The following is a 19740-nucleotide window of genomic DNA, read 5'->3' on the forward strand; positions in this document are numbered from 1 at the left end:
TCAGTCCGGCTTACTTGTTCAGGCGACCGGCGATGCGCATGCGCAGCGCGTTCAGCTTGATGAAGCCACCGGCATCGACCTGGTTGTAGGCACCACCGTCGTCGTCGAAGGTCGCGATGTTCATGTCGAACAGCGAGTCGGTCTTCGAGTCGCGGCTGACCACGATCACATTGCCCTTGTACAGCTTCAGGCGTACCCAGCCGTTCACGGTCTGCTGGGTGTAGTCGATCAGGGTCTGCAGCGCCTTGCGCTCCGGCGCCCACCAGTAGCCGTTGTAGATCATGCTTGCGTAGCGGGCCATCAGGTCGTCCTTCAGGTGCGCCACTTCGCGGTCCAGGGTGATGGACTCGATCGCGCGGTGCGCCTTCAGGATGATGGTGCCGCCCGGAGTTTCGTAGCAGCCGCGGGACTTCATGCCCACGTAGCGGTTTTCCACCAGGTCCAGACGACCGATGCCGTGCTTGCCGCCGAGCTCGTTCAGCTTGGCCAGCACCTCATGCGCCTTCAGACGCACTCCGTTCAGTGCCACGATATCGCCGCCCTCGAACTCGACATCCAGGTATTCCGGCGCATCCGGTGCCGCTTCCGGCGACACGGTCCAGCGCCACATGGCTTCCTCGGCTTCAGCCGACGGATTCTCCAGGTGACGGCCTTCGTAGGAGATGTGCAGCAGGTTGGCGTCCATGGAGTACGGTGCGCCACCGCCCTTGTGCTTGGCTTCGACCGGGATGCCGTGCTTCTCGGCATAGGCCAAAAGCTTCTCGCGGGACAGCAGGTCCCACTCGCGCCACGGGGCGATCACTTTCACATCCGGCTTCAGACCGTAGTAGCCGAGCTCGAAGCGCACTTGGTCGTTACCCTTGCCAGTCGCACCGTGCGATACCGCGTCGGCACCGGTCAGGTTGGCGATCTCGATCTGGCGCTTGGCGATCAGCGGACGGGCGATGGAGGTACCCAGCAGGTACTCGCCTTCGTACACGGTGTTGGCGCGGAACATCGGGAACACGAAGTCGCGCACGAACTCTTCGCGCAGGTCGTCGATGAAGATGTTTTCCGGCTTGATGCCGAACTGCAGCGCCTTCTGGCGTGCCGGTTCCAGTTCTTCGCCCTGGCCCAGGTCGGCGGTGAAGGTCACCACTTCGCACTGGTAGGTGTCTTGCAGCCACTTCAGGATCACCGAAGTATCGAGGCCGCCGGAATAGGCAAGTACGACTTTGTTGATATCAGACATCGTTTTCTCTTTCAGATACGCTTGGGTTGGCGCCGGATCAGTCGTCAATACGACCCAGCATCAAGTATTCAATCAGGGCTTTTTGTGCGTGCATGCGGTTTTCCGCCTCATCCCATACTACGCTTTGCGGGCCGTCAATGACAGCAGCAGCCACTTCTTCGCCACGGTGCGCCGGCAGGCAGTGCATGAACAGCGCGTCAGGGTTGGCCGCAGCCATCAGCTCGCTGGTGACCATGAAACCGTCGAAGGCCTGACGGCGCGCCTCGGCTTCTCCCTCGTAGCCCATGCTGGTGAACACGTCGGTGGTCACCAGATCGGCGCCGTGCGCGGCGGCCATCGGGTCGTTCGACGCGGCAAAGCAGTCCGCGCCGTAGTTCTGGCCGTCCAGCACCGTCAGCTCGTAGCCGACCGGGGTGGCGATCTGCAGCTTGAAGCCCAGCAGCTTGGCCGCCTGCAGCCAGGTACGGCTCATATTGTTGCCATCGCCGATCCAGGCCACGGTCTTGCCGCGGATGTCACCGCGGTGTTCGATATAGGTCAGGATGTCGGCCAGAATCTGGCACGGATGGTATTCGTTGGTCAGGCCGTTGATCACCGGCACGCGCGAGTTGGCGGCCAGCGTTTCCACCATGCTCTGCTCGAAGGTGCGGATCATGATGATGTCGCTCATGCGCGACAGCACGCGCGCGGTGTCTTCCACCGGCTCGCCACGGCCGATCTGCGAGCTCTTGCCGTCCAGGAACATGGCGTGGCCGCCCAGCTGCGACATGCCGGCCTCGAACGACACGCGGGTGCGCGTGGAGTTCTTCTCGAAAATCATGGTCATGACCTTGCCCAGCAGCGGACGGTACAGCTCGCCAGAGACATGTCGTCGCTTCAGAACCTGCGCTCGGTGGAAGATGTGCTGGCACTCTTCGGCTGTCAGGTCACTGAATTGTAAAAAATGTCTGGTTTTGGTCATGTTGAATTCCGGAAAAAATGAATGCCACGGCAGCGTGAAAACGTGGCGTTTTCATGCGCGGTGGCACATTACTACACGCAAACTGGCGTTGCCTGGCTCGGATTGTCGCAACATCTGCCCATGTCTATTTCATGTTTTACAGAATTGCGACATGGTTATATGTATCCGAAATCCAATCTGGTGACAAGTCCGCGTGGCGTTTACGCACCAGCGTTCGCGCGCCACCTCTCAAAAAAACCGATACGAATCAGCAAGCTAGGCGAATTTCAGTGTTTAGCATAATCAACACCGACGCGCCGGCACTCATTCCTGCGTCACCACGTCGGGCTGCCCCGGCAACGCCGCCAGTTCCGCCACCGTCAGCACCCGCACCCGGTACTCGCCGCCCTCCTCGTCCAGGCCGTGCATCTCGATACGCTTCTGCGTTTTCAGCAGCCGCGCCAGGTAGGCGATGATGCCGTCGTCTATCACCTGCCCCGGCACCAGCACCGGAATGCCTGGCGGATAGGGCACGATCTGGTCGCAGCAGACGCGGCCGCTCAGCTGCGGGTTGGCGCGCCCCTCGTCGTCGAACAACGGCAGGCGCTCGCCCGTTTCGTAGAAGGCATCGCGCGGCAGGCAAGCCAGGCGGGTAAAACCTGGGATCTCCGGCATCCGCCCCAGCAGCCGCGGTGGGCGCTGCTCCTTGGCCAGCCGCAGCAGCGCATCGAACAGCCGCGACACCTTGCTGCGCGTGGTGCCCACCGTCAGCAGCAGGGTGATGGTATTGAAGGTGGACTTCTCGAACTGGATGTTGAAGCGCTCGAACAGTGCGCGCTGCAATTCGTCGGCGCTGTAGCCGGCTTGCGAGATGTCCACCGTCAGCTTGGTCGGGTCGAGGCGGACGCCGTCATCGCGCACGCTGTCCGGCAGCAGGTCGCCCAGCTCGAGCACGCGAAAGGCGCCGGTGGCGTCGATCTTCTGCCGCAATTCCTGCGCCAGCTTCAGCGCGCGGTCGAGCAGGCGAAAACCTTCGGTCACCGCCTGCTTGCGCGCCACGTCGAGGCTGGCGATCAGGTTGTACTGCGGGCTGGTGGAGGCGTGCATGTTGAAGTTTTCGCGGAACAGGTGCTCGTCGAAGGCCGGGTCGTTGACGTGGATCATGCTGGCCTGCGAGAACGCCGACAGCACCTTGTGCGTGCTTTGCGTGACGTAGTCCGCGCCGGATTCCAGCGCCGTTGGCCGCAACGCATGGTGGAAACGGGCGTGGCCGTACCAGGCCTCGTCGACCACCACCTTGATGCCGGCGGCGTGGGCGGCGGCGATGATGGGCGGCAGGTCGTAGCGTAGGCCGTCGTAGGTGCAGGAGGTCAGGATCAGCGCCCGTGCGTCGGGGTTGGCCGCAATGGCGTCGAAGATCACCGCCTTGGGCACCGGCCCGAAGATGCCGTAGTGACGGTTGACCGAGGAATCCAAGTACACCGGCAGCGCGCCGGACAGGATCACGCCGTGGTGCACCGACTTGTGACAGTTGCGGTCCAGCAGCAGCTTGTCGCCCGGCGCCAGCAGCGTCTGGAAGATCACCTTGTTGGAGGTGGAGGTGCCGTTGGTGGCGAAATAGGTCTTGCGCGCGCCGAACGCCTTTGCGGCCAACGTTTGCGCGTCGGCGATCACCCCGGTCGGGTGCAGCAGCGAGTCCAGCATCGGCACCGACACCGACAGGTCGGCGCGCAGCATTTCCTCGCCGACGAAATCGTAGAAATCGCCCACCCACGGGCTGTTCTTGAACGAGTCGCCGCCGGAATGACCGGGGGTGTGCCACGAGTCCTTGGCCATGCTGACGTACAGCTTGAGGCGGTCGTAGAACGGCGTCGCCGACTTCTCCGCCAGCTCGGCGGCGAGGATGCGGAACCAGCCGTGAAAATCCTGCTCATCGCGATAGAAATAGCCATCCACCGCGTGGCTGGCCAGCGTTTCCATCAGCACCTTCTCGTCGTCGTCCTGCAGCAGGATGTACAGCGACAGCTCCGGCCGCAGCGCGGAGATCTGGTTGGCCAGCTCCACCGCCGGCTGCGTCTGCCCCTGCTCCTTCATTCCCTTGTCCAGCAGCACGAACTGCAGCTCACCGTCGTGCGCCACCTGCCCCAGCGCGTCGCGGCTGCTGGCGACGCCGGCAAAACACAGACCCAGCGGATTGTGCAGCTTGGCGGCGGCCGCATTCAGTCCCGCCAGCACGCTGGCCTGCCAGCGTGCGTCGTTGCTGACGATCAAGACCCGGCTTACTGGTGTCATGCTTGCCTCCTGCGGCGCCGGCCGTGTTCCCAGTCTAGCCGCCCCGATGACAGGCTGCTAAGCGGCGTTGCGAGACGAACCCGGCCGGCGACGCGGCAAAGCAGGCGGACGGTCAATCCGCTACAATGCGCGGATGCTGACCGACGCCGAAAAAGATTCCCTGCGCGAGTACTATCGCGCCATTGCCGACAACCTGCCGGGCTTCCGCCCGCGCGCCGCGCAACGCCAGATGCTGGCCACCGTCGCCAACGCCTTCGGCAACACCCTGAGCAAGGCCGAGGACAGCGACGAGGCGCCGGAGCGCAACGGCGAGAGCATCGCCGTGATAGAAGGCCCGACCGGCGTCGGCAAGAGTCTGGCCTACCTGCTGGCCGGCGGCGTGATGGCCAAGTCGCGCGGCAAGAAGCTGGTGGTCACCAGCGCCACCATCGCGCTGCAGGAACAGCTGGTCAACCGCGACCTGCCGTTCGCCATCGAAAAAAGCGGCTTGCCGGCCACCTTCGCGCTGGCCAAGGGCCGCGGTCGTTACCTGTGCCCGTACCGCCTGTACCAGCTCACCGCCGACAACGCGCAGGGCGAGCTGATCGCGCAGGACCCGGCACTGGCGCTGTGGGAGCGCAAGCCGGAACAGGGCGAGATCGAGGCGCTGCGCCAGCTAGCCGACGCGTTTTACTATCGCAAGTGGAATGGCGACCGCGACAGCTGGCCGGAAATGATCAACGACGAACTGTGGCGCCGCGTCACCAACGACCGCCACGGCTGCCTGAAAGCCGGCTGCCCCAACCGTCCCGAGTGCCCGTTCTACCTGGCGCGCGAAACGCTGGAAACCGTCGACATCGTGGTCGCCAACCACGACCTGATGCTGGCCGACGTGGCGATGGGCGGCGGCGTGATCCTGCCGGCGCCGGAGAACAGCTTCTACTGCATCGACGAGGCGCATCACCTGGCCAAGAAGGCGGTCAACCAGTTCGCCGCCGAACACAGCCTCGCGCAGGCGATGGCGTGGCTGGACAAGGTCACGCCGCTGGCCACCCGCGTCGAAAGCCTGATCGACAAGCCGGAGCTGGCCAGCAACGCCTGCGAGGCGGCGGCGGCCTGCATGGAAAGCCTCACCGAGTGGCTGTGGCTGCTGCAGACCGAGCCGTCGCTGGAAGCCAGCAGCGACAATCTGGAGCCGTCGTGGCTGGTCGAGGACGGCGTGCTGCCGGAGTCGATGAAGATCCCTGCGGCCAACATGGCGCTGTCGGCGCGCATGCTGTACAAAAACCTGACCGGCATGAGCGACGGCCTGGCCCAGCTGCGCAAGGACAAGCAGCAGGAGACGCTGCTGATCGACAAGACCAGCTCCGATGTCGGCTTCATGGTCGGCAAGTGCGAACAGCTGATGGCGCTGTGGGATCTGTTCGAGAAGGAGCCGGAAGAAAACGCGCCGCCGATCGCCAAGTGGGTGACCCGCCGCGCCGACGGCAAGGGCGACTACCTGTTCTCCGCCTCGCCGGTGAGCGCCGCCGGCAGCCTCGCCGCCACGCTGTGGCGCCGTGCCGCCGGTGCGGTGCTGACCTCGGCCACGCTGCGCTCGCTGGGCAGCTTCGAGTTGCTGCTGTCTCAGACCGGCCTCAAGTGGCTGGAGCAGGTACAGACGGTGGCGCTGGATTCGCCGTTCAACTTCAGCGAACAGGGCGAGCTGTACGTGCCGCCGCTGCTCAGCACCCCGAAAGACCCGGCCGGCCACACCCGCGAAATCATCGACTGGCTGCCCAAGCTGGTCGACCTCAACGAGGCGGTCGGCACGCTGGTGCTGTTCACCTCGCGCAAGCAGATGCAGGAGGTGGCGGAAGGGCTTGCGGCCAACCTGCGCGAACGGGTGCAGATGCAGGGCGAGCTACCCAAGGCGGTGCTGCTGCAGAACCACCGCGACGCGCTGCAGGCCGGCCTTGCCAGCGTACTGTTCGGGCTGGACTCGTTCTCCGAGGGGCTGGACCTGCCGGGCGAAGCCTGCGTGCACGTGATCATCGCCAAGCTGCCGTTCGCGATGCCGGACGACCCGGTCGGCCGCACCCTTTCACGCTGGATCGAGAAACGCGGCGGCAACCCGTTCGTGGAGCTGACGGTGCCGGAGGCGTCGATCAAGCTGATCCAGGCCGTCGGCCGCCTGATCCGCACCGAACAGGACTATGGCCGCGTCACCATTCTGGACACCCGCATCGTGCGCCAGAACTATGGGAAACGCATGCTGGCCGCACTGCCACCATTCCGCCGGATTTGATATTGGGGAAAGCCGTCATCCTGCCACCTCCGCGCAGGATGATGCCCACCCGGATTTACGGTAGAATGCAGGGTAAACCCGAAAACCGTGACCGAGCATCGCGGAGCAGTTAGCCCTGCCAAATAACTATCCAGCACAGGGCAAGAGACCTCACCCACTCAAGAACGCGCCCATGATCTGTAATCCATACGAAATCGTTATCCAAGGCCTGACCTCCGAAGGCCGCACTTTCCGTCCCAGCGACTGGGCCGAACGCCTTGCCGGCATCCTGTCGTCGTTTGGCGACGACCAGAAACTCGCCTATCACCAGTTTGTCCGCCCGATGATGCTGGACAACGTCCGCTGCGTCGCGGTGGACAAGAAGCTGGAAAAAAACCAGCCGCAGGTATTCCGCTTCCTGATGGACTTTGCCAAGGATAACGATCTGCGCATCGTGGATTGCCGCACCCTGATCGACGAAATCTACCCGAACCAGTTTCTGGCCTGACATGCTGGCGGCACGCAGGCAGACGGCGCGGGTCGTCCGCTAACGTGATGTTTGCTATCATGGCGGCTTGAACCCATCAAGCGATGAACGCATGTCCACACTGATCAAAAGCCAGCAAGATATCGAAAAAATGCGCGTTGCCGGACGGCTCGCTGCGGAAGTGCTCGACTACATCACGCCCTTCGTCAAACCCGGCGTTACCACCAACGAACTGAACCAGCTCTGCCACGACTACATGGTCAATGTGCAGGGCACCATCCCGGCGCCGCTGAACTACGCACCGGATGGCGGCATTCCGTATCCGAAATCGATCTGCACCTCGATCAACCACGTGATCTGCCACGGCATCCCCGACGACAAACCGCTGAAAAGCGGCGACATCCTCAACATGGACATCACCGTGATCAAAGACGGCTACCACGGCGACAACAGCCGCATGTACTACGTCGGCCAGGTCAGCGATTTTGCCCGCCGCCTGTGCAAGGTCACCTACGAGTGCATGTGGAAAGGCATCGAGAAGGTCAAGCCGGGCGCCCGCCTCGGTGACATCGGCAACGCCATCCAGCGCCATGCGGAGGCCGCCGGCTACAGCGTGGTGCAGGAATTCTGCGGCCACGGCATCGGCACCAAGTTCCACGAAGAGCCGCAGGTGCTGCACTACGGCCAGCCGGGCACCGGCATGGAGCTGAAGGCCGGCATGATCTTCACCATCGAGCCGATGATCAACCAGGGCAAGCGCCACCTGCGCCTGCTGGCGGACGGCTGGACCGTGGTCACCAAGGATCGCAGCCTGTCGGCGCAGTGGGAACACACCGTGCTGGTGACCGAAACCGGCTACGAAATCATGACCACCTCCGACGGCACCCCGCCGAAACCAGTGTGGAAATAAGCCGCAGCAGCGTTGACGAGGCCGGACTGAATGTCCGGCCTTTTGCGTGAATATGCACACTCCGGCCAAAAAGCGGCCAACACCCCTTTTCTTCCGCCACTAAGCAGGCACAATGCCCTGCTACCGGCGCGCGCTGAGCCCGCCATCTTCCTCATTTTCCAAGCTGGCGTCTTGAATGTGCTGACCCTCGTCATGGCCATCGATCTGGCCGAAGCAGTCGAATTTGCCGACCTGATGCGCGCGAGCGGCGAACAGGCAGGCGAGCACGGTGCGCGCCAGACCCTTTCCGCTGCCGAGACCCTGTTGCGCGAGCTGCACGCCGCATTGAGCGGCAGCAACACCCCCCTTCTGCCGGCACAACGCGCCCAGGCCGACCGTCTGCTGCCGACATTGCTGGAACTGGCCCGCCGCTTGGACACCTCGCAGCCGCAGCAGGCGCTGTTCGCCATGGTGCTGGCCCAGGCGCTGGCCGCCGGCCGACTGCACCAGGCAAAACAGGCCTTGGCCGCAACGGCTTTTTCAGCAGCAACAAAGGCAAGATCGAGGCCTGCGCCGACTGTCTGGCCTGCGCCATCGAGGTGTTACGCACCCATGCCCTCGGCTACAGCAACCTGCCATCCGGCTTCTGGCTCGATTGCCACCGCCTGTACCGCTACGTGCAGGATGGCGGCTGGGATGGCAAAACCGCCACCGGCAAGAACGACACCCTCGGCGCGCTGTACCGCCAGCTGCTGCTGCTCGGCGTCGCCGCTGGCAACCGGCTGGACCCGGCGCGCATCGAGTGCCTGGTACGACTGGTGCGGGAAGGCGGCAAGCACGCGCAGCTGCTACCACTGGCATCGGCCGTGGTCGACAACGGTTTCATCGTCAACCTGGAGCGTGATGCCGCCCCGCGACACAGCAGCATCCGTGGCAAACCGGGGGCGGAACATGCCCAGCTGCTACTGGGCGTACACCGCGTGCTGCAGAGCTGGGAAGAAAAAAGCCAGGCCACCGCGCAGCTGGATGCCGCGGCACAGCTGGAGCAGCAGCTGATCCTGAAACTGCGCCAAGAGCTGGTCTACCCGCCACAGCGGCGCTACCTGCGCCTGCACAGCAAGCACGAAGAGTTCGTACAGCTGCATGTCACCCTCGATCACTGCTGGCAAGCCCTGCAAACCACCGAAGACGACAAGTCGCCACCTGCGGCCAACATGCGGGTGTGCAATATGAGTGCCACTGGCTACCTGCTGCGCGGCCAACTGCCGCTCATGCCGCTGCGCAGCGGCGAGCTGGTGCTGATCCGCCGCCCCGGACGTGATCATTTCCTTGGCGTGGTGCGCTGGATCAACCGCTACAGCCCGTGCGGCGATACCGAGTGTGGTATCGAGATCATCGGCAAGAACCCCGAGGCCACCCGGGTAACGCCGGTGGTGACCCACGCCACCGAGCCGGCGCAAAACGCGATCCGGCTGGCCGCCAATGCCCGCCTCAACCCGCAGGACGTGCTGGTGATGTACGGCAAGCCGTACCAGGCGCTGCGCCAATTCGAGGTCCACCAATCGCAGGGCGTGCTGCCGGTCAAGGCTACCCGCCTGCTGCTGCAGACCGCCTACTACCAGCTGATCAACGTCCGTGCCGAGCGCCACTGAGTCATTCCACTGGCAAGCTCTTGTCACTTCCGGTGCCGCACCTGCATAAAACCCTTGAGCGGCAATGGGGATTTTACTAGTCTGTAGCTCTCCAACTGCCGTCCAGAGCGCCCCATGGCCACCGCCCGCTTTCACCCCGCCCTGCTGCACACCCTGCGCCACTACGACAAGGCCACCCTGCGCCAGGACCTGATGGCCGGCATCACCGTCGGCATCGTCGCGCTACCGCTGGCGATGGCGTTTGCCATTGCCAGCGGCGTGCCGCCACAGGCCGGCATCTTTACCGCCGTCATCGCGGGCTTCCTGACCTCGTTGCTCGGCGGCAGCAAGACCTCGGTCAGCGGCCCGACCGGCGCCTTCATCGTCATCATCTACGGCATCGTGGTCAAATACGGCCTCGCCAACCTGATCATCTGCACCTTCATGGCCGACGCGATGCTGGTGCTGATGGGACTGCTGCGCCTGGGACAGGTGATCAAGTTTTTCCCGATGCCACTGATTACCGGCTTCACCAACGGCATTGCGGTACTGATCCTGCTCACCCAGCTGAAGGATTTCTTCGGTCTGCCCATCGGCAGCATGCCCAGCGGCTTCTTCGCCGTTGTCGACCTCCTGCGCCACACCCTTCACCAGTTCGACCCGCTGACGCTGGCCGTCTCCGCCGCCTCGCTGCTGCTGATCTTGCTGTGGCCGAAGACACTGAACCGGAAGCTGCCGGGGCCGTTTGTGGCGCTGGTGCTGGCCACGCTGACCACCAGCCTGCTCTCGCTACCACTGGCCACCATCGGCAGCAAGTTCGGCGGCATCCCGCAAGGCCTGCCCGAGCTGCACGGCCTGGCCTTCGATCCGGAACACCTGTCCGACCTGCTGGCCCCGGCCTTTACCATCGCGCTGCTCGGCGCCATCGAATCGCTGCTCTGCGCCGTGGTCGCCGACAAGCTTACCGGCGACAAGCACGACGCCAACCAGGAGCTGATCGCTCAGGGCATCGCCAACATGGTGGTGCCGTTCTTCGGTGGCATCCCGGCGACCGGCGCCATCGCCCGCACCGCCACCAACATCAACAACGGCGGCAAGACACCGGTCTCCGGCATCGCGCACGCGCTGTTCCTGCTGCTGGTGATCCTGATCGCGGCACCGCTGGCCGCCTACATCCCGCTGGCGGTGCTGGCCGCCATCCTGATCGCGGTCGCCATCAAGATGGGCGACTGGGACATCCGCAAGGCGGCGCAGTTTCCCAAGCGCGACACACTGGTACTGGTGGTGACCTTCGCGCTGACGGTCATCTTCGACCTCACCATCGCGGTGCAGATCGGGCTGATGATGGCGGCGGTGTTCTTCATCCAGCGCATGGCCGGCAGCACCAGCGTGCAGGAGCTGAAAGCCGAACATCAGCAGCTGTACGAACGCCACTCCATCGCCGGCAAGCACATCCCCGACGGCTGCATCGCCTACCGCATCGAGGGCGCGCTGTTCTTCGGCGCCACCGACCGCATTGAGGCCATCGCCAACGCCCATCCCGAGGCGCGGGTCATCATCCTGCAACTGCACCGGCTGGTGATGCTGGACACCACCGGCCTGCTGGCGCTGTCGGCGCTGAACCGGCACCTGAAGGCGCAGGGGCGCACCCTGATCCTGTGCGGCGCCGGCACCGAGGTGATGCAGATGCTGAAACAGGCACGCCTCGCCCGCGAGATGGGCAACCGCAACATCCAGCCCGACCTGACCACCGCGCTGCAGCACGCAGAAGAAGTCCTCACCGCCGGCGTGGTATGGGCCTGAGGCCGCGACGGCCGTGAGTCTTGCGGTACGAACATGAAAAAGGGCAGCCAGCCGGCTGCCCTTTTTTCTTGCTGCGGACGTGCTGAGCACGTCCACACCTTTTAGCAGGCCTCGCCCACCGCGGGCCCAGCCAGCGCATCCTTGGGCATGCTCAGCTGCTGCACCGCCGCGCGCGCCTGCGCGAAGCTGTCGGTGGCCAGCAGTGCCTGCCAGTCCGCCTGCGCACCCCGCCCGGCCATCTTCTGCAGCCGTGCGGCCAACCCTGGCAGTTGTGGATCGGCCAGTTCGGCCAGCAACTGGTCGGCCAGATCCGGGCGATTGCACACCAGCGCCATGTCACAGCCGGCGTCGAAGGCGGCACGGGCACGCTCGACGATATTGCCGACACCGGCGGCGCCTTCCATGGTCAGGTCGTCGGAGAAGATCACGCCGTCAAAGCCCAGCTCGCCGCGCAGGATGTCCTGCAACCAAACCTTGGAAAAGCCGGCCGGTTGCGCGTCCACCGCCGGATACACCACGTGCGCGGGCATCACAGAGGCCATGCCGGCCGCCGCCAGCTGCGCAAACGGCTGCAGGTCGTCGGCCTGCAATTGTGCCAGCGTTCGCTCATCGACCGGGATCACGTGATGGCTGTCGCCCTCGACAAAACCGTGACCGGGGAAGTGCTTGCCGCAGGTGGCCATGCCGCCACCGGCCAAGCCCTGCTGCAGCGCCAGCGCCAGCGCGGACACCGCTTGCGGATCGCGGTGGAAGCTGCGGTTGCCGATCACCGCGCACTGCCCCCAATCCAGATCCAGCACCGGTGTGAAGCTGAGGTCGATGCCGCAGGCACGCAGCTCGGCGGCCAGCACGTAGCCGACCTGGCGCGTCAGTTCCGCCGCCTTGTCGGCGTTGACATCCCACGCCTCGCCCAGCACCTGCATCGGCGGCAGGCGGGTGAAGCCATCAATGAAGCGCTGCACGCGGCCGCCTTCGTGATCGACGGCGATCAGCAACTGCGGCTCGCGCAGAGCGCGAATCTCGGCGGTCAGCGCCTGCAGTTGTTCGATGTTCTGGAAATTGCGGCGGAACAGGATCACGCCGCCGACCAGCGGGTGGGACAGTCGCTCGCGCTCGGCATCGGTCAGGGTAAAGACCGCGACGTCGATCATCACCGGGCCACGCGGCAGTTGCAGGGGAAGCTTGTTCATGGAGTTAACGCTATCAAGGGTTGGCCGCAAGCGCGCTCTCGCAGACCACGAAAGCGAACGCGTGTTGTTGTTCATCGCTGATCGACAAGTGTACCGCGCAGATGCCGCGCTGGTGCAGGAAGTCCTGCAGCGGATCGGAAAAGGCAAACATCGGCTTGCCCAGCGCATCGTGCACCACGGCAATCGCGGTCAGCAGCACCGGCGCACGCACGCCGGTACCCAGCGCCTTGCCCAGCGCCTCCTTGGCGGCGAAGCGCTTGGCGAGAAAGCGCGCCGGCTGTTTCGCCAGCGCCAGCTCAGCCCGCTCAGATTCGGCCAGCAAACGTTGGCCGCAACGCAGACCGTGACGTGCCAGCAACGCGTCGAAGCGCTCGATGCGCGCCATGTCGGTGCCGATGCCGTAAATCATTACAGCCCCTGACGACCTTCGATCATCAGCGCCTTCATCTGCCGCACCGCCTCGGCAAAGCCGACAAACAGCGCGTGGCTGACCAGCGCGTGACCGATGTTCAGCTCGGCGATCTCCGCAATCGCGGCGATCGGTTTCACGTTGTGGTAGTTGAGGCCGTGACCGGCGTTGACCACCATGCCGAGATGGCTGCCGAACACCGCCGCCTCGCGGATGCGCGCAAGCTCGACCTGCTGCTCGTCATGCTTGAAATCGGCGTGGGCGTAGGCGCCGGTGTGCAGCTCGATCACGCGGGCGCCGGCGTCGAACGCGGCCTGGATCTGCTCACGATCCGGGTCGATGAAGATCGACACCCGGCTGCCCGCCGCCGTCAGCTGGCGGGTGAAGTCGCGCACCTGGTCGAAGTAGCGGATCACGTCGAGGCCACCCTCGGTGGTCACTTCCTCGCGTTTTTCCGGCACCAGGCACACGTCTTCCGGCTGCACGCGCAGCGCGTTGGCCAGCATCTCGTCGGTCAGCGCCATTTCCAGGTTCATGCGCGTCTTGATCACGCGGCGCATGGTGTCGACATCGTGGTCCTGGATATGGCGGCGGTCTTCACGCAGATGCAGCGTGATCAGGTCGGCGCCGCTGGATTCGGCCACCAGTGCCGCCTCGATCGGGCTGGGGAAACGGGTACCGCGCGCCTGGCGCAGCGTCGCCACATGATCGATGTTTACACCTAGCAATATCATTCTGTATCTCCGGCAAGGCGCGCCGTCAGTCGGACAGCGCGTAGAGGGTAGTCAGCAGTTCGCGCGAAGCCAGCGGCTCCGGCCCCAGCAACTCGTCCAGCAACAGCCGCAACAGCAGGCGCGCTTCGCGCCGGGTCTGCGGCTGCTCGAAATCGGCGGCGGCCAGCGCCAGCAAGGTGGCGCCACTGACGTTGGCCGTGCCGCGCGGTGCCTGCTCGCTGTCGGTCGGCTCTGGCGCGGCGCCGAAGCGGCACAGGTAGCGTGCCTGCGGCACGATGGGCTGCGCCAGGTGATCCTGTGTCAGCGCTGGCGCATAACCCAGCTCTTCCAGTAGCGCCAGCTCAAAGCGGCGCAGCACGGTGGCAGTCAGCGCATGGTCGACCAGGCTGCGCACCGCGCGATCGTACAGCTTGAACAGCGATGGCGACGGGTCGTCGCGGGCCGCCAGGCGCAGCACCAGTTCGTTGAGATAGAAACCGGTCACCAGCCGCGCACCGGCAAACTGCGGCACGCCGCCGCGCCAGTCGGCGCTGTGCAGGGTGCGCAATTCGCCCTTGCCGAACCAGGCCAGCTGCAAGGGCTGGAACGGCAGCAACAGCCCGCGCAGGTCGGAACGCGGCCGCCGTGCGCCGCGCGCCACCAGCGTGAAACGCCCGTGGTCGCGGGTCAGCACTTCCACCAGCAGGCTGGTCTCGCGGTAGGGCTGGGTGTGCAGCACGTAGGCCGGCTGGCGATCAACCTTGCCCTGCTGCATCCGTCCCTGCCTGCGGCTTGCGCCAGCCGTGTACGCGGCCAACCTCTGCCACGCGCAGCTCGAAGCCTGCATACCACTGCGCAAAGCCCTGCCGCTGCGCCAGCTGGTGCTCGCTATTGGCCTTCCACGCCGCGATGGCCGCTTCGCTGTCCCAGTACGACACGGTGATGCCGAAACCGTCGGCATCGCGCACGCTTTCCACACCGAGAAAACCGGGCTGCCCGGCCGCCAGCTCGACCATGCGCTGACCCATGTCGGCGTAGCCCTCATCGACAACGCTGCGCTGGCTGCTGAAAATCACCGCCCAGTACGGCGGCTCGGGAGTGTTCGCAAACATGCGGCCAACCTTTTGTTCAGGCTCAGTTGAGGCCGAAATCGCGCAGGAAGCGTACGTCGTCGGCCCAGCCGGACTTCACCTTCACCCACACCTCGAGGAACACCTTGCAGTCGAACAGCTGCTCCATATCGAGACGGGCTTCGGTGGAAATCTTTTTCAGTTTCTCGCCGCCACGGCCGATCACGATCGGCTTCTGCCCTTCCTTGTCCACCAAGATGGCGACGTGGATGCGGAACATGTGGCCATCGACCTCGAAAGCCTCGACCTCCACGTTCATCTCGTACGGCAGCTCTTCACCCAGGTAGCGGAACAGCTTCTCGCGCACGATCTCGGCAGCGAGGAAACGCTGGCTCTTGTCAGTGATCATGTCTTCCGGGTACAGCGGCATCGAGACTGGCAGGTGCGGGCGCACCTTGTCCAGCAGCTCGCCCAGACGCTGGCCGTGCTTGGCGCTGACCACTTCGGCGTCGGTGAACTCGAACTCGGCGCGGACCTGGTCGATGAACATGCTCAGCATCAGGCTGTCCTTGGCCTTGTCGACCTTGTTCAGCACCAGGATCACCGGCGTATTCTTCGGCAGCAGCGCCATCACTTCGCGGTCGGCGTTGGACAGACGCATCGCTTCCAGCACGAACAGCACGCAATCGACGCTACCCAGGGTGTCCTTCACCGACTGGTTCAGCGTGGCATTGAGCGCGCCCTTGTGGAAGGTCTGGAAGCCCGGGGTATCGACGAACACGAACTGCGCGTTCGGCTCGGTATGGATGCCGTTGACGCGGTGGCGCGTGGTCTGCGCCTTTTTCGAGGTAATGCTGATTTTCTGGCCGATGAGATGGTTCATCAGCGTGGATTTGCCCACATTGGGGCGGCCAACGATGGCGACAAAGCCACAGCGGAAATCGGTATCGGTCATGGCTTATTTCTTGCCTGCGGCAAAGTGTTGTTCAAGCAGCAGCAGCGCGGCGTCGGCCGCCTGCTGCTCTGCCCCGCGACGGCTGACGCCGTCGCCGGTGGTGATGATGCCCAGCTCGGCCAGATCGCACTGCACGCGGAAGCTCTGCTCGTGCGCTTCGCCGCTCTGCGACAGGATGCTGTAACGCGGCAGGGACAGCCGGCGCGCCTGCAATGCCTCCTGCAGCCGGGTCTTGGCGTCCTTGGCGTGCTTGCTGGGGTCGATGGCGACCACGCGCTCCTGGTACAGGCGGCGCACCACACGCTCCGCCGCCATGAAGTCGCTATCGAAGCTGATGGCGGCAAAGATGGCCTCCACCGCATCGGCCAGGATCGACGGCCGGTTGAAACCGCCGCTCTTCAGCTCGCCCTCGCCCAAGTACAGGTAATCGCCCAGCTTCAGCTGCTGCGCGATCTCGGCCAGCGTGCTCTGGTTCACCAGGTTGGCGCGCAGGCGCGACAGCTCGCCTTCCGACAGTTTCGGAAAGTGATCGAACAGCATCCTGGCGACGGTGTAGTTGAGAATGCTGTCGCCAACGAACTCGAAACGTTCGTTGTTCGGCGCGCCAAAGCTGCGATGGGTTACTGCCTGGCGCAGCAATTCGAAGCGGCTAAAAGAATAATCCAGCGCCGTGCACAGGCGCCGGAAACGTTGATCAGGCTGATTCACTATGTTTAGGGATTCGATTCCAGGACAGGGGTACCTGCCTCATGTTCAAAAGAAAGGATCAGGCCGATATGGTCGACCAGGGGCACTTCGCGGCGATAGCGCACGCCGATGCCGACCGTATTCGGCGTCGTCAGGATGTGCAGGTCTTCCGGCTTGATCGAGACGATGCCGTGCACCGTGGTGCGGTCCCTGAATTCGCGACGCAACTCGCCATCAGTTTTCCCTGGGGTCGCCGCCATTTCGTCGATGGTCTTCTTGATCGCGAAATACTCGGTGTACACCGGCAAGAGCTTGAAGAAGCCCAGCAACACGACCGACAACACGATGGCCAGTGCCAGCACCACCAACAGGGAAAAACCACGTTGCTGCTTCATATCATGCTCCTGCACCCGGATTAATGGATGGATTTGCCAATACGCGAGAAGTCACCCAGGTTCAGCCAGATCAGGAACGCCTTGCCTACCAGCAGACGATCCTCGACAAAGCCCCAGTAGCGGCTGTCTTCGCTGTTGTCGCGATTGTCACCCATCATGAAATAGTGTCCCTGCGGCACCTTGCAGCTGAAGCCGTCGTCGCGGTATTCGCAGTTTTCACGCAACGCAAAGGAGCGCACACCGGCCGGGTTGTAAACCGGCGCCTCCGGAATCACCAGCGTATCGTAGCTGACCTTGCCCAAGGTTTCGGTATAGCGCTGGTTCTGCACCAGCATCAAGCCCTGTTCCAGGTAGCTGTGCTCGCCGGCGCTCAGGCGCGGCAGCAGCTTGCCGTTTACCGACAGCTGCTTGTTGCGGTATTCCACCGTGTCCCCCGGCAGGCCGATGGCACGCTTGATGAAGCTGACCTTCTCGTTTTCCGGATAGGCAAACACCACCACGTCGCCATGCTCGACCTTGCCGACCGGCACAAACACCTTGTTCAGCACCGGCACGCGCAGGCCGTAGCCGAACTTGTTGACCAGAATGAAGTCGCCGACCACCAGTCCCGGGCGCATCGAGCTGGAAGGAATCTGGAACGGCTCCACCACGAAGGCGCGTAGCAGGAACACCACCGCAATCACAGGGAAGAAGCCGCGCGGGAAGTCGATATAGTGCGGCACCACCACGCCCGGTTGCCGGCGCTTGGCCAGCACCAGCTTGTCGAACAGCCAGACGCCACCGGTCACCACCACCACGAGCAGCATCACCGCGGTGAAGCTCATGTGGTCGGACAGCAGGCCGAAGGCCCCGCCCAGAACCGCCAGATAGCCCCACTCGATGGATGCAGCGTGGGTACCGTCTTCCCGCTTGCCGCCAAACGCGATCAGCATCACGCCGACCGCCAGCAGCACCATCCACGCCCAGAACAGGTTTGCCCCCATTTACTTGTCCCCAACTTGCAAGATCGCGAGGAAGGCTTCCTGTGGAATCTCCACGTTGCCTACCTGCTTCATTCGCTTCTTACCGGCCTTCTGCTTTTCCAGCAGCTTTTTCTTACGGGTGATGTCGCCACCGTAGCACTTGGCCAGCACGTTCTTGCGCAGCGCCTTCACCGTTTCACGGGCGATGATGTGGCCGCCGATCGCTGCCTGCACCGCGATGTCGAACATCTGGCGCGGAATCAGCTCGCGCATCTTCGACACCAGCTCGCGACCGCGATACACGCTGGTGGCGCGGTGCACGATCAGGCTCAGCGCATCGACCTTCTCGCTGTTGACCAGCACGTCCAGCTTCACCAGATCGGCGGACTGGAATTCCTTGAACTCGTAGTCCAGCGACGCATAACCGCGACTGGTGGACTTGAGTCGATCGAAGAAGTCCATCACCACTTCGTTCATCGGCAGATCGTAGGTCAGCATCACTTGGCGACCCATGTACTGCATATTGCGCTGCACGCCGCGCTTGTTATTGCACAGCGTCATCACCGAACCGACGTAGTCCTGCGGCACCAGAATGGTGGCGGTAATGATGGGTTCGCGCAGCTCTTCGTACTTGCCCGCTTCCGGCATCTTCGACGGGTTGGACACCACTTCCACCGTGCCGTCCTTCATCACCACTTCGTAGTTCACCGTCGGTGCAGTGGTGATCAGGTCCATGTCGAACTCGCGCTCGAGACGTTCCTGCACGATTTCCAGGTGCAAGAGGCCGAGGAAACCGCAGCGGAAGCCGAAGCCCAGCGCCTGCGACACTTCCGGCTCGTACTTGAGCGAGGCGTCGTTCAGCTGCAGCTTTTCCAGCGCATCGCGCAGCGCTTCGTAGTCATGGCTTTCCACCGGGTACAGGCCGGCAAACACCTGCGACTGCACCTCCTTGAAGCCTGGCAACGGCTCGGTCGCTGGTTTGCTCATCAGGGTGATGGTGTCGCCGACCTTGGCCGATTTCAATTCCTTGATACCGGCGATGACAAAACCCACCTCACCGGCGTTCAGACTCTGACGCTGTACCGACTTCGGCGTGAACACGCCGACCTGTTCGCACAGGTGCTCGGCCTGGGTGGCCATGAACTTGATCTTGTCCTTCGGCTTCAGCTGACCGTCGATCACGCGCACCAGCATCACCACACCGACGTAGTTGTCGAACCACGAGTCAATGATCAGCGCCTTCAGCGGACCGTCCGGATTACCTTCCGGCGGCGGAATCTTGCTGACCACGGTTTCGAGGATGTCCTCGATGCCGATGCCGGACTTGGCCGAGGCACGCACGGCGTCCACCGCCTCGATGCCGATGATGTCCTCGATTTCCTGTGCGATGCGGTCGGGATCGGCCGCCGGCAGGTCGATCTTGTTCAGTACCGGCACCACTTCCACACCCAGTTCGATGGCGGTGTAGCAGTTGGCCACGGTCTGCGCCTCGACACCCTGCGAGGCATCCACCACCAGCAGTGCACCTTCGCAGGCGGACAGCGAGCGCGACACTTCGTAGGAGAAGTCGACGTGCCCCGGGGTGTCGATCAGGTTCAGGTTGTAGACCTGACCGTCACGGGCCTTGTAGGTCAGCGCAGCGGTCTGCGCCTTGATGGTGATGCCGCGCTCTTTTTCGATGTCCATCGAATCGAGCACTTGCGCGCTCATTTCGCGCATTTCCAGGCCACCGCAGAACTGGATAAAACGGTCAGCCAGGGTCGATTTGCCATGGTCAATATGGGCAATGATCGAGAAATTTCGGATATTTTTCATCAGAATCCAGCAAAAATTAAGGGCAC

At 63.7% G+C, this 19740-nt stretch carries 18 protein-coding genes and 1 pseudogene; 5 read left to right on the forward strand and 14 right to left on the reverse strand.

Annotated features, from left to right (window positions below):
• Window positions 1-10: 10 nt before the first annotated feature.
• From PQU96_RS14990 to PQU96_RS15000, 3 genes are all read right to left on the reverse strand, one after another.
• Complete coding sequence (locus PQU96_RS14990) at window positions 11-1231, reverse strand: argininosuccinate synthase (RefSeq protein ID WP_272773212.1); 1221 nt, start codon at window positions 1229-1231, stop codon at window positions 11-13.
• Window positions 1232-1268: 37 nt separating this feature from the next.
• Window positions 1269-2192 (reverse strand): ornithine carbamoyltransferase, encoded by a 924-nt coding sequence (gene argF, locus PQU96_RS14995; RefSeq protein WP_272773213.1) that lies wholly within the window; start codon window positions 2190-2192, stop codon window positions 1269-1271.
• Between the two features lie 303 nt (window positions 2193-2495).
• On the reverse strand, window positions 2496-4463 hold the full coding sequence (locus PQU96_RS15000; protein ID WP_272773214.1) for an aminotransferase class I/II-fold pyridoxal phosphate-dependent enzyme: 1968 nt from the start codon (window positions 4461-4463) through the stop codon (window positions 2496-2498).
• Window positions 4464-4596: 133 nt separating this feature from the next.
• Between PQU96_RS15000 and dinG the strand changes: the two genes are divergently transcribed.
• The 3 genes and pseudogenes from dinG (at window position 4597) to map (ending at window position 8105) form a co-directional block, all read left to right on the forward strand.
• Entirely contained in the window at window positions 4597-6729 is a 2133-nt protein-coding gene (gene dinG, locus PQU96_RS15005; RefSeq protein ID WP_272773215.1) for an ATP-dependent DNA helicase DinG, read from the forward strand.
• Window positions 6730-6901: 172 nt separating this feature from the next.
• Window positions 6902-7189, forward strand: a pseudogene (locus tag PQU96_RS15010) (DUF3579 domain-containing protein); the annotation flags it as partial.
• 118 nt (window positions 7190-7307) lie between these two features.
• Window positions 7308-8105 (forward strand): type I methionyl aminopeptidase, encoded by a 798-nt coding sequence (gene map, locus PQU96_RS15015; protein WP_272773216.1) that lies wholly within the window; start codon window positions 7308-7310, stop codon window positions 8103-8105.
• Window positions 8106-8225: 120 nt separating this feature from the next.
• Here map and PQU96_RS15020 read toward each other — a convergent pair whose 3' ends face one another.
• A complete protein-coding gene (locus PQU96_RS15020) occupies window positions 8226-8591 on the reverse strand; it encodes a hypothetical protein (RefSeq protein ID WP_272773217.1) in 366 nt (121 codons plus the stop codon).
• Window positions 8592-8644: 53 nt separating this feature from the next.
• Here PQU96_RS15020 and PQU96_RS15025 point away from each other — a divergent pair, with 53 nt between their 5' ends.
• A complete protein-coding gene (locus PQU96_RS15025; protein WP_506016906.1) occupies window positions 8645-9736 on the forward strand; it encodes a cyclic-di-GMP receptor FimW-related protein in 1092 nt (363 codons plus the stop codon).
• Window positions 9737-9850: 114 nt separating this feature from the next.
• Window positions 9851-11518: a SulP family inorganic anion transporter gene (locus PQU96_RS15030; protein WP_272773219.1), complete on the forward strand. Its 1668-nt coding sequence runs from the start codon at window positions 9851-9853 to the stop codon at window positions 11516-11518.
• Between the two features lie 101 nt (window positions 11519-11619).
• Here PQU96_RS15030 and nagZ read toward each other — a convergent pair whose 3' ends face one another.
• From nagZ to lepA, 10 genes are read right to left on the reverse strand one after another with little or no spacing between them, the layout of a single operon-like run.
• On the reverse strand, window positions 11620-12708 hold the full coding sequence (gene nagZ / locus PQU96_RS15035) for a beta-N-acetylhexosaminidase (RefSeq protein ID WP_272773220.1): 1089 nt from the start codon (window positions 12706-12708) through the stop codon (window positions 11620-11622).
• Window positions 12709-12721: 13 nt separating this feature from the next.
• Window positions 12722-13117 (reverse strand): holo-ACP synthase, encoded by a 396-nt coding sequence (gene acpS / locus PQU96_RS15040; protein ID WP_272773221.1) that lies wholly within the window; start codon window positions 13115-13117, stop codon window positions 12722-12724.
• On the reverse strand, window positions 13117-13851 hold the full coding sequence (gene pdxJ, locus PQU96_RS15045; RefSeq protein ID WP_272773222.1) for a pyridoxine 5'-phosphate synthase: 735 nt from the start codon (window positions 13849-13851) through the stop codon (window positions 13117-13119). Before pdxJ ends, acpS begins: the two co-directional genes overlap by 1 nt.
• Before the next feature lie 25 nt (window positions 13852-13876).
• Window positions 13877-14605 carry a DNA repair protein RecO gene (recO, locus tag PQU96_RS15050; RefSeq protein WP_272773223.1) on the reverse strand — a complete coding sequence of 243 codons (729 nt, stop codon included), beginning with the start codon at window positions 14603-14605 and terminating at the stop codon, window positions 13877-13879.
• Window positions 14586-14942, reverse strand: coding sequence for an antibiotic biosynthesis monooxygenase family protein (locus PQU96_RS15055; protein ID WP_272773224.1), 357 nt, complete (start codon window positions 14940-14942; stop codon window positions 14586-14588). Before PQU96_RS15055 ends, recO begins: the two co-directional genes overlap by 20 nt.
• Before the next feature lie 22 nt (window positions 14943-14964).
• On the reverse strand, window positions 14965-15855 hold the full coding sequence (era, locus tag PQU96_RS15060; RefSeq protein WP_272773225.1) for a GTPase Era: 891 nt from the start codon (window positions 15853-15855) through the stop codon (window positions 14965-14967).
• A gap of 3 nt (window positions 15856-15858) precedes the next feature.
• Window positions 15859-16563: a ribonuclease III gene (gene rnc / locus PQU96_RS15065; RefSeq protein ID WP_373316301.1), complete on the reverse strand. Its 705-nt coding sequence runs from the start codon at window positions 16561-16563 to the stop codon at window positions 15859-15861.
• Window positions 16564-16568: 5 nt separating this feature from the next.
• Window positions 16569-16937, reverse strand: a complete 369-nt coding sequence (locus tag PQU96_RS15070; protein WP_272773226.1) for a DUF4845 domain-containing protein — start codon at window positions 16935-16937, stop codon at window positions 16569-16571.
• A gap of 20 nt (window positions 16938-16957) precedes the next feature.
• Window positions 16958-17920, reverse strand: a complete 963-nt coding sequence (gene lepB, locus PQU96_RS15075; protein ID WP_272773227.1) for a signal peptidase I — start codon at window positions 17918-17920, stop codon at window positions 16958-16960.
• Window positions 17921-19714 carry a translation elongation factor 4 gene (gene lepA / locus PQU96_RS15080; RefSeq protein WP_272773228.1) on the reverse strand — a complete coding sequence of 598 codons (1794 nt, stop codon included), beginning with the start codon at window positions 19712-19714 and terminating at the stop codon, window positions 17921-17923.
• Between the last annotated feature and the right edge of the window lie 26 nt (window positions 19715-19740).

Origin of the sequence: Vogesella margarita, from assembly GCF_028548475.1 — a bacterium.
GTDB classification, from domain to species: domain Bacteria; phylum Pseudomonadota; class Gammaproteobacteria; order Burkholderiales; family Chromobacteriaceae; genus Vogesella; species Vogesella margarita.